The following is a 14,001-nucleotide window of genomic DNA, read 5'->3' as shown; positions in this document are numbered from 1 at the left end:
AGCGCAGCCGCATAACTGAGCCCAAGACGAATTGCAGCTTTGCGCCCGGGAGTCCGGATTGACAGCCATGGAGGATAGGATGATTCCACTGGTAGACCGTCACTTCCGTTTAACGCATCTAACGACTACCATAAACAGCATTAATTGTTCTACTTCGTAGGTATCCAAACTTCGCGCACGTTAAAACCCATGACGAGGCCAGGACAAGACTGAATGACTGCGCACACGACGCTGATTCCGCACTTCATCGATGGGCAGCGCACCACCGGGCAGTCCGGTCGCAGCGCTGACGTCTTCGACCCCAGCACCGGGGGTGTTCAGGCGACGGTGCCGATGGCCGGCCAGGCCGACATCGATGCCGCGGTGGTATCGGCCGTCGAGGCCCAAAAGGGTTGGGCTGCAACAAATCCCCAGCGGCGCGCGCGGGTGATGATGCGCTTCATCGAGCTGGTCAACAAGCACAACGACGAGCTGGCCGAACTGCTGTCCCGCGAGCACGGCAAGACACTGGCCGACGCCAAGGGCGACATCCAGCGCGGCATCGAGGTCATCGAGTTCTGCATCGGCATCCCGCACCTGCTCAAGGGCGAATACAGCGAGGGCGCCGGCCCGGGCATCGACGTCTACTCGCTGCGCCAGCCCCTGGGCGTGGTCGCCGGCATCACCCCGTTCAACTTCCCGGCGATGATCCCGCTGTGGAAGGCCGGCCCGGCGCTGGCCTGCGGCAACGCGTTCGTGCTCAAGCCCAGCGAGCGGGACCCCTCGGTGCCGGTGCGGCTGGCCGAGCTCTTTGTGGAGGCGGGCCTGCCGCCCGGGGTGTTCCAGGTGGTGCACGGCGACAAAGAGGCCGTCGATGCCATCCTGAACCACCCCGACATCCAGGCGGTCGGGTTCGTCGGCAGCTCCGAGATCGCCCAGTACATCTACGCCGGGGCCGCGGCCACCGGCAAGCGTGCGCAGTGCTTCGGCGGCGCCAAGAACCACATGATCGTGATGCCCGACGCCGATCTGGATCAGGCCGTCGACGCCCTGATCGGGGCCGGCTACGGCAGCGCCGGCGAGCGCTGCATGGCGATCAGCGTGGCGGTCCCGGTCGGTGACCAGACCGCCGACCGGCTGCGCGCCCGGCTGATCGAGCGGGTCAACAACCTGCGCGTGGGCCACAGCCTGGACCCCAAGGCCGACTACGGCCCGCTGGTGACCGAGGCCGCCGTGGCGCGGGTGCGCGACTACATCGCCCAGGGCGTGGACGCGGGAGCCGAACTGGTCATCGACGGCCGCGAACGCGCCAGCGACGACCTGGCTTTCGGTGACGCCAACCTCGAACGCGGCTTCTTCATCGGCCCCACCCTGTTCGACCACGTCACACCGGACATGTCGATCTACACCGACGAGATCTTCGGTCCCGTGCTGTGCATCGTAAGGGCGCACGACTACGAGGAGGCGCTGCGGCTGCCGTCCGAGCACGAATACGGCAACGGCGTGGCGGTTTTCACCCGCGACGGCGACGCCGCCCGCGACTTCGTCGCCCGCGTGCAGGTCGGCATGGTCGGTGTCAACGTGCCGATCCCGGTGCCGGTGGCCTACCACACCTTCGGCGGCTGGAAGCGTTCGGGCTTCGGCGACCTCAACCAGCACGGCCCCTCGTCGATCACCTTCTACACCAAGACCAAAACCGTGACGTCGCGGTGGCCGTCCGGCATCAAGGACGGCGCCGAATTCAGCATTCCGACCATGAATTAGGCGAGCCCTTGTAAGTAACCACTTTCAATCAACCGAGCAACTTTCAACCTCGAACTGGTGACGGAGGCCGTCGAGGCGGCCGCCGCAGCCGGCCGGCAGGCTACCACCAGCGCCGAAGCCGCGGCACTACTCGGCCTACCACGGGCCATGGAATCGGTGCCGCGTAACGATTGCGGATTCGAAATCGGTTGCGGGACAATGATAAGAGAGAGCTGGTTAATGAGTTACGGATCTGGTGATCCGGAACGGCTCGATCGTTGACGGTTCGAGGGGAGTGCCCGAGCGGGGTTATGTCGCGGTGCGTGGTGGTGTCATCGTGGCGGTTGGTTCGGTCGATGTATGGGCACGCGTGAGATCGATGCGGCAAGCCTGTTGGTCACGCCCGGGTTCATTGACCTGCACACCACAGCATCTGAGCTGCTCGCAAGGTAATCCTGGCATCGAGCGGACGCCTCGTGCCGATGACAACATTGTTTAGCCCGCCTCGCCAGTCGGGATCGCAGCTGGCACAGACAAGTGCTTAAATAGATATTCATTTAAGTAATAAAACCTCTAGACGACTTCGCGGCGTCGTGGGTAGCCTACATGCATGTCAGGCTCGTTTCGGTCCTGCAACGGCTAGCTGAGGCGATCCGATCAGCCAGGCCGGCACTCGGTCGCAGCGCGTCCGCCGCACAGCACCGTCGACCACCGCTGGGTGGCTAACAAGGAGGACTTGGACATGCAACGTCGGCCGCACCGGCTGCCTGCCTTGGTTGTTACCGCCGGCGCTCTGTTGAGCAGTCCCGTCGCGCATGCGGACAATGACAACAACACGCTCATACCGAACAACAAGCGGCTCAATGACAGTGTCGTCGCCAACGTCTTCACCGTGCAGCATCAAGCAGGCTGCAATAACGACGTGAGAATCAGCCCCCAGCTGCAAGCCGCTGCGCAGCGACACACCCAGGATTTGTTGAACAACCGGGCCCTCGATGGTGACATCGGTTCGGACGGGTCTAGCCCACAAGACCGCGCCAACGCGGCTGGTTTCCATGGCCCGGTGGCCGAGACGGTGGCGATCAATCAGTCAATCGCGATCAGCGGCAATGACTTAATCAACCGGTGGTACTACAACCCCGACTATTTCAAGATCATGTCCAGCTGTGCGAACAGCCAGATGGGGGTTTGGTCGCTGAACAGTCCGGATCGTACGGTCGTGGTTGCGGTCTACGGACAGCCACAAGCCGATCCCTCGGGACGGGGAGCAACACCACTGAACACCGATGGGCAGAACATTCCGCTCGATCCCAGTCCTGACTATGACGCCAGCGATGAACTCCAGTTCGGTCTCAACTGGTTCCCGTGGATCCTGAGGGGCGTGTACCCGCCGCCGGGCAATCCTCCGCAGTAGAGCGAGATTCGTCTATCGGTAGCAAACGCGGGTCAAAAGCCCGCACATCAATGTAATCCGGCCATAGGTCGCAAGGTCGCGTTAACACGCGACCTTGATTATGAACGTGTCGGTTGCCTTCAGGCTGGGATTATCGGTGTCAAAGCCCTCGGCACGTCCCCGGATGGTGTAGGTGTATCCGTGCAGGGCTACATCGGCGGCGCCCTGGAGGTCTTCGGCGTAGCCGCCGGTGAAGCCGCCCAGGTCGCTGATGTTGACCGACTTGGCGGTCAGCGCACTTCCGTTGGAAATAAACGCTTTTGTGCCTGCCGCTGTGTCACCGATAGTAACCGCAGTGAGTGATCCCATCGGAATGCACTTCACAGCGTGGGTCTCCGGAAGGGCATGATCGTTGATCGTCACCTGTGCGGTTTCTGGGGGCAATGTTCCCGGAGGTGCGGCTGCGCGGGGCGTTGACGAACATGCACCGACACTTGCTGTTATCACGACGATCGCGGATGCGTTGCGGAACCGCTTCTGCACGAGCGCACCCCATTTCATCTCGCCGCCATCCCGACTCCGAATTAGAGCAAGGTCGCCACCGCTGGATTTCGGCGTCGGCTTGCCCGGTGCGGCGAGCGGTCGGCTTGGTCAAAACAACGATATCCGACTTTGGCATCGTGGTCACGGCTATCGCGATGTATTCGTCGACAACCGTTTTCGTCTGTGGGTCGGTGATCAGCCGTCATCGTGGTCGATTGCGCGTCCTCTTAACGAGGACAACAAGATTGAAGAGCTGACGGTGTAGCCAGTGCAGCCGTGACTTGATCTCGGCGAGAGGCTATCGCCGAGGGGTTAGCGAGGCGACGAGCAAGTTGCGCAGTACGCCCTCATCACCACCGTCATCGGGGTCGGCGGGCTCCGCGATAAGGCTGAAGTTGATGCGGACGATCCAGCGGGCGAGGGTGTCAGCCGGGACATCTCGGCGAATATCGCCGACAGCGGCAGCAGCCTCGAGGCGCCGCACCAGCGCGTCAGCGAGCTTGGCTCGCCACAACTCGGAACCTTCGGCGGCATGATAGGCAGCGCCGACGGCTTGATGGTCGTCGACTAGTGATCGCATCACCGGTGAGCCACGGGCGATGTCGATTCCCCGCATGCATGCGGCGACGAGCTGAGTCAGGAAGGGCTCGTCAGTCTGCCAACATTGTTCAACGGCGTGCAGGGTAACGGTGAGCACTCGCATGAAGGAGGCCGCCAGCAGAGCGTCCTTGCTCGGGAAGTAGTAGTACACCGTCGACCGGTGCACGCCAGCGCGCCGGGCGATGTCGCCCATCCGGGTGCGCACAGGCCCCTTATCCGAGTAGCAGGAATCGGCCGCGGTCAGCAACCGTTCGCGCGCCTCATCATCTGCCGGCGAGTCCGCCCCGGCTGGCCTCGGGCGACGGCCTCTGGATTGGGCGGTCACACCAGCACACTACGGCCTCGCAGCTGTGTCGGTGACGCGATGCGAATGTCTCGGCGAGGACTCGCTGGCGGTTTAACTGCGCTGCGAGAGGTGGCGGCGCCACCGGTTGTTCCCGGCGAGTGAAGCTCAACCGGCCTTGGCGGCTGCCCGGAATCTCGGCGATGGGGCAAGCCCACATCCAGATGAGCCGGGCTCTACCCCCGACCAGTTAACCGGGTAGCAACTGTCCGGCAGCGCACCTGACTCACTGCGGCTCAGCAGTGCAGAGTTCCCTCGAGATTCTCCAGTAATGCTCCGAATAATGAGCTAACGATACAAACCGATATATAGATAACTATTTAGCTTTAACCGTCACTTCTGTCAGCCCCTTTTGTGCGCTGGATCACTGCCATCCGCGCTACAGAGTAAGGCTCAGGCGAGAGGTCGGTTAGTCAAGATCGGCGATTAATTGCCACGCATGCGGGGGTTGGTGTTGACCCATGCTGGTATACCCGCGTGAACAAGTTTTCGCCCGGAGTGTTAAGGGTCGCGCTGACGCCAGAAAATTCGTAGCCCTACCTTGCGGTAAGTGCAGCTCAGGACCCCACCGGTGGCTCGACGCGCTCTGTGCGGGCCTGGGATATGGAGACGCGCCGGTGTGCACTCGATCCCGCTCAGCGGCGGGCTGCGATGGTGGAAATGCAAGGGATGTATCCGTACTTCAGTGAGCCGATTTACGTCGCAATCCCTTTATTGATTCCGGTGCGCAATAAGAAACGACGTTTAAGCATCCTGCTCTGCAATAAATACTACTGTTTACCGTCTGGAATGAACTCAGTTAAGGTGATTACTGTAGATAGATCTGCGAACGTATAGCGCGCAGTTCCTGGATACCATTCCTAATTTATGGTCAAATAGTGTAGTTCGTAGCAAACTTTATGGCCCTGGACTGGTCGCGATGCGGGTGATGCTGGGCGCGGGAGCGTCCAGCCCTGGCCGATGCGGCCGATCACCTGGCCCTTGCGATATCTACGAGGTCTGATGGGTGCTGTGCTGTTCGACACGGGTGTAGCGAGCCAACCTGACACGGCCCTCCCGTTTGCGGGTATTGCGACATTTCAGCCAAAATTGTCGGAACCCACAGCAAACCACCGCAGTTGCGCTCACGTCACTTCGCCGGTTTGTCCAAAATGGCGTTCGTCGATGTTGCCTTGCCTTAATGTAATGGTGTAGCGTCCCGCTGTGCTCTGGGCCACACCGTTTCGAAAGGGAGCAGCACGTCGTACCGCTGCCGGGGAGGATTCATCGTCTAATGTCGGCTCCGACTGGTTACAAACGAGTGCGCTAGTGGTAGTCGCGGACACAGCACCTATTCCCGCCTTGACCGCTCCGCCAGAGGAGGGCGTGGTGGTCGAGTCTCCGGGAACCGCTCGGCTGGCCGTTGCCGGCAAGCCGCTACGCGAGGTAGGCAGCTACTTCGCATTGACCCTCGACATCTTCACGCAGCTGGTGCGCCCGCCGTTTGCTTGGCGCGAATTCATCCATCAGGCGTGGTTCGTGGCTCGGGTGTCGATCGCCCCGACGATCTTGTTGTCGATTCCGTTCAACGCGCTCAGCGTCTTCATCATCAACGTTCTGCTCGTGGAGATCGGCGCCGCCGACGCATCAGGTGCTGGGGCTGCGTTGGCGAGCGTGGCATACATCGGCCCGATAACCACGGTGCTGGTCGTTGCGGGTACCGGCGCTACTGCGATTTGTGCTGACCTGGGTGCTCGGACCATCCGCGAAGAGCTCGACGCGATGCGGGTGATGGGGATCAACCCAGTGCAGCGACTGCTGGTACCCAGGGTCTTGGCGCTCTGCCTCAACGGGTTGTTGCTCAACTCGATCAACACCATCGTCGGGTTGGTCGGCAGTTTCTTCTTCTCGGTCTACTTTCAGCACGTCACTCCGGGTGCCTGGGCGGCGAGCCTGACGCTACTGGTCAAGATCGCCGACGTGGCCATCGCCTTCTTCAAGGCGGCTTTGTTCGGCCTGGTTGCTGGGACCATCGCCTGCTACAAGGGCGTCACGGTTGGTGGGGGACCCCAAGGTGTCGGCAACGCGGTCAATGAAACCGTGGTGTACACGTTCATGGCGTTGTTCGTGATCAACGTCGTGCTAGTCGCGGTCGGCACGAAGGTGACGATGTGACCGCGGCCCCCGCCCGACACCGCCCGACAAGCGTGATTCCCGCACCGCCGCGGTTGGCACGATTGTCGATCACCCTGCACCGCTTGGTCGCCGGCTGGAATCGGCTGGGAAGCCAAACCGCGTTCTACGTCAAGGCGCTGAGTCTGGTGTGGGATGCGGTCGCCCGCTATAAGGCTGAGACGCTGCGCCTGATCGCCACTATGAGTCTGGGGATCGGTGCGCTGGCCATCATCGGCGGGACCGTGGTGGTCGTCACCACACTGGTCATGTCGACCGGAGCGTTCATCGGTATCCAGCTCTACCGATCACTGTCCGATGTGGGCGTGGAGGCTTTGAGCGGTTTCGCCTCGGCCTACCTCAACACCCGTTTCGCCGCGCCGCTGACCTCGGCCATCGGGCTTGCCGCGACTATCGGCGCCGGAGCCACCGCACAGCTGGGAGCTATGCGCATCAACGAGGAGATCGACGCTCTGGAAGTGATGGGCATCCGCGCGATCAGCTACCTGGCATCAACGCGAATCGTAGCCGGCGTGCTGGTTACCGTTCCTTTGTGGTGCCTGTCCTCGCTGGCCGGATATCTGGCGACGCGAACGCTGGTGGTCGTCGCCTTCGGGCAGGCACCCGGGGTCTATGACCACTATTTCAACACCTACCTGCAGCCCACCGACTTGATCTGGTCACTGCTGCAAGTGATAGCGACGGCAACGGTCGTGATGCTGGTACACACCTACTACGGTTTCAACGCGACCGGCGGCCCAGCCGGCGTCGGCGAAGCTGTCGGCCGCTCGGTGCGCGCCTCACTGGTCGTGGCGGTAACGGTGCAGTTGGCGGTGGCAATGGCCGCCTACGGCGTGTCCGGCAACTTCAACCTGTCTGGATAGCACGCGATGAAGAAGATGCAACGTGAAGCCGGCCTTCCCCCGGCGCTGTGGACTCTCATCCTCCTTGGCACGATCACCGGCCTGGTCGTGCTCACGGTAGCGGCGTTCAACAGAGACCTGAGGCCCTATGCGAGGGTGACCCTCACCGCCGACCGCTCCGGTCTCATCATGGAACCCGGCGCCAAGGTGAAGTTGCGCGGCGTTCAGGTCGGCCGGGTTACCTCGATTCACTCGGGCGATCCCGTGACGCTGCGGCTGGAGCTCTACCCCGAGCAGCTCCAATACATCCCGGCCAACGTAAGCGCCCAGATCACCGCCACCACGGCGTTCGGGGGCAAATACGTCGATCTTCAGATACCTGAAAGCCCGAGCCCCAGACGCCTGGCGGCGGGCGCTGTCGTGCGATCACGCAACGTGACGACCGAGGTCAACACCGTGTTCCAGAACCTTGTCGCGGTGCTCAACCAGGTCGACACCCCCAAGCTGAACGCCGTACTCACCGCGCTGGGCGACGGGTTGCGCGGCAAAGGGGAGGCCCTCGGTGAGGCGACCACCGACCTCAACGAAGTCCTCGAGGCGATCAATCCCCGCAGCGAGACGATCCGGGCCGACTTTCGCGCACTCAAAGGATTCAGCGACACCTACAGCTCCGCCGCACACGACATCGTTACGGTGCTCGATGCGGCCAGCACCACCAGCGCCACCGTCAGCAACAATGCTCAGGCCCTGGACTCACTGCTGCTCAACGTCGTTGGACTCTCCCACAGCGGCATCGGTTTGATCGGCCCGAACAAAGACAACCTCGTGCACGGCGTCAACTTGCTCGAGTCGACCACGCGGCTGCTGATGAAGTACAACCCCGAACTGACCTGCACGCTGGTCGGCTCCAAGTACGACGCCGAGTTTTTCGGCGACGTATCGGGCGGCCACAACGGGTACTCGGTCACACTCGACGTCGCCTTGCTGCTTGGTGACGAGGCGTACCGATACCCTGACAACCTCCCGATCAACGGAGCCAAAGGCGGCCCCGGGGGACAGCCCGGCTGCGGAGCGTTACCCGACGTGTCCAAGAACTTCCCGCTGCGCTACCTCGTCACCAACACCGGGTGGGGGCGCGGCCTGGACATGCGACCCAACCCCGGCATCGGTTTCCCCGGATACGTCGACTACCTGCCGGCCACCCGTGGAACACCGCAGCCGCCCAGCCTTCGCCATCCGGGAGGGACGGCACCTGGTCCGATTCCGTACCCGGGTGCGCCACCGTACGGAGCGCAGCAGTACGCGCCGGATGGAACGCCGCTGTATCCGGGGTTGCCGCCCGCGCCTCCGCCGGGACGACCGCGAGATCCCGGCCCGCCGCCTGCGGGGTCGGAACCGTTCACGCCGCCAGTGCCGGGGGCGATCCAACCGACCTGCGGCGTCCTCAACCAGGTGTGCGAACCGCTGCCACCGCCACCAAATGTCCCGGGGCCATGACTGCCCACCGCGTTGAGAAGAGTTAGGGGAGGGCAGACATGAAAGAGAACCTCACCGGGACACTGTGGCGCCTCGCCATCTATGTCGTCGTCTCTGTCCTGGGCATGTTCACGCTGGTCGCCCTGTTCGGGCAGCTGCGCTTCCAGTCCGAGAAGACCTACAAAGCGCAGTTCGCGAACGTGTCGGGGTTGGAGGGCGGAAACTTCGTCCGTATCGCCGGTGTCGAGGTCGGCAAAGTCAAGAACATCACCGTCGAGCCCGACTCCACGGTCCTCGTCGAATTCACCGCAGCAGAAAAGGTCGTGCTCACCGAGGGCACCAGGGCCGCCATCCGTTTCGCCGACCTCACCGGCGGTAGGTACGTGGCACTCGAAGAGGGAGCGGGCAACATCAGGCGACTCAGTCCAGGCGCGACCATCCCCCTAGCCCGTACCGAACCGGCACTCGATCTGGACGCGTTGATAGGCGGTTTCCGGCCACTGTTCCGGGCGCTGGACCCAGACCAGGTCAACAAGCTGACCGGGCAGCTGATCGCGGCCTTCCAAGGTCAGGGCGGCACGATTGGCTCATTTCTCACCCAGGCCGCCGCACTCACCAACACCTTGGCCGACCGCGACCACCTGATCGGTCAGGTCATCGTCAACTTGAACACCGTGCTCGGTTCGCTCGGCGGCCAAAGCGGTCAGTTCGCCCGTGCCGTCGACTCCCTCTCCGAACTGGTAGCAGGCCTTGAAGCCCGCAAGCAGGACATCAGCAATGGCGTGGCGTACGCGAACGCCGCCGCCGGGTCGATCACCGATCTACTGGCCCAAGCCCGCCCGCCGGTGAAAAAGGTGGTGCACGAGGCAGATCGCACCGCGGGGACCATGCTGGCCGACCGCGAGTGGCTCGAAAAGTACCTCGACCACTGGCCCGACGCCTTCAAGATACTGAACCGGCAAGGCTTATACGGAGACTTCTTCAGCTTCTACCTGTGTGACATCGTGCTCAAGCTCAACGGCAAGGGCGGCCAGCCGGTGTACGTCAAGGTGGCCGGCCAGGCCAGCGGCAGGTGCACGCCGCGATGAAAACGTTCTCCGAACGCAATCCGTTCATCATCGGCGCCATCGGCCTGGGCGCGGTTTTTACACTCATGTTGGTGTCCCTGAACTACGACAAGCTGCCGTTTTTCCATAGCGACAGAACGTATTCGGCATACTTCGCCGAAGCGGGCGGCCTGGAGCCCGGTAACCACGTGCAGATATCGGGTTACCGGGTCGGGCAGGTCGACAGCGTCGAGTTGGACGGACCGCGCGTGCTGGTCACGTTCACCGTCGCCAGCAATCTCCGCCTCGGTGAGCGCACCGAGGCAGCGATCAAATTGCGGACCGTGCTGGGCAGCAAGGTCCTCGAGGTCAGCCCTCGTGGCGAGGGGCAGCTGACCGGACCGATCCCGCAGCAGCGGACCACATCTGCCTACCAGCTGCCTGACGCGCTAGGCGACCTCACCGCGACGATCAGCGGTCTTAACACCGACCAGCTGTCGAAATCGCTTGCAGTGCTAGCCAACACCTTCACCGACACCCCGCCCGACCTGAAGGCCGCGGTGCAGGGGGTGGCGCGCTTCTCGCAAACCCTGGATGAACGCGACGGCCAGTTGCGGACCCTGCTGAGTAACGCCAATAAGGCGACCACAGTGCTGGCAAAGCGCAGCGACGAAGTGGCCAAGCTCGTCCGCGACACCAACGCCCTTTTGAGGCAACTGAGAAGCCAAAGCAGCGCGCTGGAGCAGATTTCCAACAATCTTGCTGCGCTGGCCCGCCAACTCAAAGGCTTCATCGCCGAGAACCGCGACACGCTGAAGCCGGCCCTCGACAAGCTCAACAGTGTGCTGGCGATCGTCGACAACCGCAAGGAGAACGTCCAGAAGGCGCTCGTCGGGCTCAACAAGTACGCCTTGGGCCTGGGGGAATCAGTGTCGTCCGGGCCCTTCTTCAAGGCCTATGTCGTAAACCTTTTCCCCGGACAGTTTGTGCAGCCGTTCATCGATGCGGCGTTCTCCGACCTCGGCCTGGACCCGAATGTGTTGCTGCCCAGTCAACGCGCCGACCCGCAGGTTGGCCAGCCAGCGACACCGCCGCTGCCGATGCCGTTCCCGCGGACCGGTCAGGGCGGGGAACCGCGAATGACGCTGCCCGACGCCATCACCGGCAATCCGGGCGACCATCCGTGCGGTTCTCCCGGCGCAGCCTCGTCGGGGCCCGGCTGCTACCCCTACCGGGAGCCCCTTCCCGCGCCGCCCCCCGGTGGGCCGCCGCCAGGGCCACCCGCGCAGCCGGGTCAAGGCGCGGGGCAGTCAGCACCGTTGCCGGGGCCCGCACAGCCGGGCGAAGGGGGTGAGGGACGATGAGTCCCCGCAGCGCGAGGATCGGTGTGGCCATCGCTCTCACAGCGGTACTGCTCGGCGGAATCGTCACCGTGGTGCGGTCGGCTGCAGGGGTCGGTCGCACCACCGTCGTCGGATACTTCGCCAACAGCACTGGCCTCTACAACGGTGACAGCGTCGTTATTCTCGGTGTGCCGGTCGGCAAGATCGAGAAAATCGAACCGGAACCGGACCGTGTGCGAATCACCTTCTGGCTCAACGACAAATATAAGGTTCCCGCTGACGTCAAAGCTGCCATCCTCTCGCCGTCGCTGGTGACGCCCCGGTCCATCCAGTTGACCCCCGCCTATACGGGCGGCCCTGCACTGGCCGACCATGCGGTGATCCCGCAGCAACGTACCGCGGTGCCGGTGGAGTATGACGACTTCCGCCAGCAGCTGGAGAAGCTGACGCAGGTGCTGCAGCCGACCGCACCGGGTGGAACCAGCACCTTGGGGGCGTTCATCAACACCGCGGCCGACAACTTGCGAGGCCAAGGCCCAGACATCCGTAAGACGGTCATCGAACTTTCGCAGGCGATTTCAGCGCTCGGCGACCATAGCAATGACCTGTTCAGCACCGTGAAAAACCTGTCCATTCTGGTCTCCGCGCTGCACGACAGCAGCGACCTGCTCCAACAACTGAATCAGAACCTTGCCGAGGTCACCGGTCTGCTCGCCAATGACCCCAACGAGGTCGCCAATGCCGTCCGCAACCTCAACGACGTGGTTGGCGACGTCCGAGGCTTTGTGGCCGAGAACCGCGACGCGCTGGGTACCACGTCGGACAAACTGGCGTCAGTGACTCAAGCCGTGACCGACAGCCTCGGCGACGTCAAGCAAATTCTGCATACCGCGCCAACGGCCTTTCAGAACTTCCTCAACATCTATCAACCCGCACAAGGGACGTTGACCGGTGCGCTGGCCTTCAACAACTTTGCTAACACGATCCAATTCCTTTGTGGAGCAGTAGAAGCCGCATCACGTCTAGGCGCCAAGGAATCAGCGAAGCTGTGTGTGCAGTACCTGGCGCCGATCATTAAAAACCGCCAAGTGAATTTTCCGCCGCTGGGCGAAAATCTCTTCGTCGGGGCCGCGGCGCGCCCCAATGAACTCACCTATAGCGAGGACTGGCTGCGCCCGGATTATGTTCCGCCGCACCCTGACTCCCCGCCAACGGGAGACGGCACGGCACCGCCGGCCGCCGGGGCGACCCCGGCTGAAGCCCCGCCGCCGGCGGCGGATGCGCCGGCGCCTGCGCAAGCGGCGCCAACGAACCCGGCTGAGGGATTACGCGGAATGATGATGCCGCCCGGAGGTGGACAATGAGCCGATCACCACTTCGGCGTCGCGTGATGGCGGCGCTACTGGCGGCGGTGGCGCTCGCAACACTGTCCGGCTGCGGGTTTCGGGGCCTGAACTCGTTCAATTTGCCGGGCACCAAAGGCGGCGGCCCGGGCGCGTATACCATTCGGGCGCAGATGCCCGATGTGCAGAATCTGCAACGCAATTCGCGGGTCCGGGTAAACGATGTGACGGTCGGCAATGTCATCGACATAGAACTCCAGGGTTGGAATGCGCTGGTTACCATGACGATCGACGGCGATGTCGACCTACCCGCCAATGCAACCGCTACCCTCGGTCAAACCAGCTTGCTCGGTTCGGTGCATGTCGAACTGGCGCCTCCTGCGGGAGTAGCGCCGCAGGGCAAGCTGAAGAACGGGTCGTTGATTCCGCTGTCGTCGGCTGGCGCCTATCCGTCCACCGAGCGGACACTGGCCGCCGTGTCGCTGCTGCTCAACGGCGGCGGCCTGGGTCAGGTTCAAGACATCACCAAGACGTTGAGTACTGCTTTCAGTGGGCGCGAACAAGATCTGCGAAACCTGCTGAATCAGCTCGATACATTCGTCGGCTACCTCAACGACCAAAAAAGCGACATCATCGCCGCAACGGACCACCTCAACAATCTTGTCGGTCAATTTGCCGATCAGAAACCGATTATCGACAAGGCACTGAAGACCATTCCGCAAGCATTGACCGTGCTCAAAGACGAGCGAGACAACCTCGCCAACGCCCTCGGTGAAGTCGGCCAGTTGAGCGCGCTCGCCGCTGACTCGGTTAACAAGACCAAGGAAAACCTGATCAAGGAATTGAAAGACCTTGGCCCCGTGCTGCAATCGCTGGCCGATGCAGGGCCGGCGTTGACCCGATCGTTAGGCTTCCTCGGGACATTCCCCTTCCCCGCGGAGACGCTCAGCAAATGGATACGTGGCGACTACGCGAACTTGACGGCGGTAATCGACTTGACGCTGAGTCGGCTCGACGCGTCGTTCTTAACCGGCACCCGCTTCGAGTGCAATCTGACTGAGCTTGAGTTGCAGTGGGGCCGCACCATCGGGCAATTGCCCAGCCCCTGCACCGGGGGCGGGCCGTACAACCCTGGCAACCCCTTGGTTGTTCCCTACCATTTCGACCAGGGGCGCTGA

At 62.7% G+C, this 14,001-nt stretch carries 11 protein-coding genes and 1 pseudogene; 10 read left to right on the top strand and 2 right to left on the bottom strand.

Annotation, left to right across the window (positions count from 1 at the left end; all coding sequences use genetic code 11):
* Positions 1-213: 213 nt before the first annotated feature.
* The 3 genes and pseudogenes from QGN30_RS19280 (at position 214) to QGN30_RS19270 (ending at position 3,136) form a co-directional block, all read left to right on the top strand.
* Positions 214-1,743: a CoA-acylating methylmalonate-semialdehyde dehydrogenase gene (locus QGN30_RS19280; RefSeq protein ID WP_014379501.1), complete on the top strand. Its 1,530-nt coding sequence runs from the start codon at positions 214-216 to the stop codon at positions 1,741-1,743.
* A gap of 232 nt (positions 1,744-1,975) precedes the next feature.
* Positions 1,976-2,148: pseudogene (locus QGN30_RS19275) on the top strand (D-aminoacylase); the annotation flags it as partial.
* Positions 2,149-2,464: 316 nt separating this feature from the next.
* A complete protein-coding gene (locus QGN30_RS19270; protein ID WP_026071529.1) occupies positions 2,465-3,136 on the top strand; it encodes a CAP domain-containing protein in 672 nt (223 codons plus the stop codon).
* Positions 3,137-3,217: 81 nt separating this feature from the next.
* Here the strand turns inward: QGN30_RS19270 and QGN30_RS19265 are convergent, their stop codons facing one another.
* Together QGN30_RS19265 and QGN30_RS19260 are read right to left on the bottom strand one after the other, a co-directional pair.
* Positions 3,218-3,676, bottom strand: a complete 459-nt coding sequence (locus tag QGN30_RS19265; protein ID WP_036390507.1) for a lipoprotein LpqH — start codon at positions 3,674-3,676, stop codon at positions 3,218-3,220.
* Between the two features lie 280 nt (positions 3,677-3,956).
* Positions 3,957-4,463, bottom strand: coding sequence for a TetR/AcrR family transcriptional regulator (locus QGN30_RS19260; protein WP_014379506.1), 507 nt, complete (start codon positions 4,461-4,463; stop codon positions 3,957-3,959).
* A 1,503-nt stretch (positions 4,464-5,966) separates the two neighbouring features.
* On the opposite strand from QGN30_RS19260, the gene QGN30_RS19255 reads away from it, so the two are divergent.
* Genes QGN30_RS19255 through QGN30_RS19225 form a run of 7 tightly spaced genes read left to right on the top strand, consistent with a single transcriptional unit; the run spans position 5,967 to position 14,001 of the window.
* Positions 5,967-6,755 (top strand): MlaE family ABC transporter permease, encoded by a 789-nt coding sequence (locus tag QGN30_RS19255; RefSeq protein ID WP_009953710.1) that lies wholly within the window; start codon positions 5,967-5,969, stop codon positions 6,753-6,755.
* 32 nt (positions 6,756-6,787) lie between these two features.
* Positions 6,788-7,636: an ABC transporter permease gene (locus QGN30_RS19250; protein WP_009953712.1), complete on the top strand. Its 849-nt coding sequence runs from the start codon at positions 6,788-6,790 to the stop codon at positions 7,634-7,636.
* A gap of 6 nt (positions 7,637-7,642) precedes the next feature.
* Positions 7,643-9,112, top strand: a complete 1,470-nt coding sequence (locus QGN30_RS19245; protein WP_009953713.1) for an MCE family protein — start codon at positions 7,643-7,645, stop codon at positions 9,110-9,112.
* A gap of 38 nt (positions 9,113-9,150) precedes the next feature.
* Positions 9,151-10,179 (top strand): MCE family protein, encoded by a 1,029-nt coding sequence (locus tag QGN30_RS19240; protein WP_009953715.1) that lies wholly within the window; start codon positions 9,151-9,153, stop codon positions 10,177-10,179.
* Entirely contained in the window at positions 10,176-11,501 is a 1,326-nt protein-coding gene (locus QGN30_RS19235; protein WP_014379507.1) for an MCE family protein, read from the top strand. Before QGN30_RS19240 ends, QGN30_RS19235 begins: the two co-directional genes overlap by 4 nt.
* Positions 11,498-12,844, top strand: coding sequence for a virulence factor Mce family protein (locus tag QGN30_RS19230; protein WP_136244918.1), 1,347 nt, complete (start codon positions 11,498-11,500; stop codon positions 12,842-12,844). Before QGN30_RS19235 ends, QGN30_RS19230 begins: the two co-directional genes overlap by 4 nt.
* A 26-nt stretch (positions 12,845-12,870) precedes the next feature.
* Positions 12,871-14,001: an MCE family protein gene (locus tag QGN30_RS19225; RefSeq protein ID WP_009953718.1), complete on the top strand. Its 1,131-nt coding sequence runs from the start codon at positions 12,871-12,873 to the stop codon at positions 13,999-14,001.

The organism is Mycobacterium sp. 3-98, from assembly GCF_035918355.1.
Classification (GTDB): Bacteria; Actinomycetota; Actinomycetes; order Mycobacteriales; family Mycobacteriaceae; genus Mycobacterium; species Mycobacterium intracellulare.
Note: the sequence above shows the minus strand (reverse complement) of the source record. Positions and strands in the feature narration are given on the sequence as shown.

What these genes read in the sequence shown, in the direction of transcription:
- QGN30_RS19280 (WP_014379501.1), top strand. Translation starts at nt 214, where the DNA reads ATGACTGCGCACACGACGCTGATTCCGCACTTCATCGATGGGCAGCGC.
- QGN30_RS19270 (WP_026071529.1), top strand. Translation starts at nt 2,465, where the DNA reads ATGCAACGTCGGCCGCACCGGCTGCCTGCCTTGGTTGTTACCGCCGGC.
- QGN30_RS19265 (WP_036390507.1), bottom strand. Translation starts at nt 3,676, where the DNA reads ATGAAATGGGGTGCGCTCGTGCAGAAGCGGTTCCGCAACGCATCCGCG.
- QGN30_RS19245 (WP_009953713.1), top strand. Translation starts at nt 7,643, where the DNA reads ATGAAGAAGATGCAACGTGAAGCCGGCCTTCCCCCGGCGCTGTGGACT.
- QGN30_RS19240 (WP_009953715.1), top strand. Translation starts at nt 9,151, where the DNA reads ATGAAAGAGAACCTCACCGGGACACTGTGGCGCCTCGCCATCTATGTC.
- QGN30_RS19235 (WP_014379507.1), top strand. Translation starts at nt 10,176, where the DNA reads ATGAAAACGTTCTCCGAACGCAATCCGTTCATCATCGGCGCCATCGGC.
- QGN30_RS19230 (WP_136244918.1), top strand. Translation starts at nt 11,498, where the DNA reads ATGAGTCCCCGCAGCGCGAGGATCGGTGTGGCCATCGCTCTCACAGCG.
- QGN30_RS19225 (WP_009953718.1), top strand. Translation starts at nt 12,871, where the DNA reads ATGGCGGCGCTACTGGCGGCGGTGGCGCTCGCAACACTGTCCGGCTGC.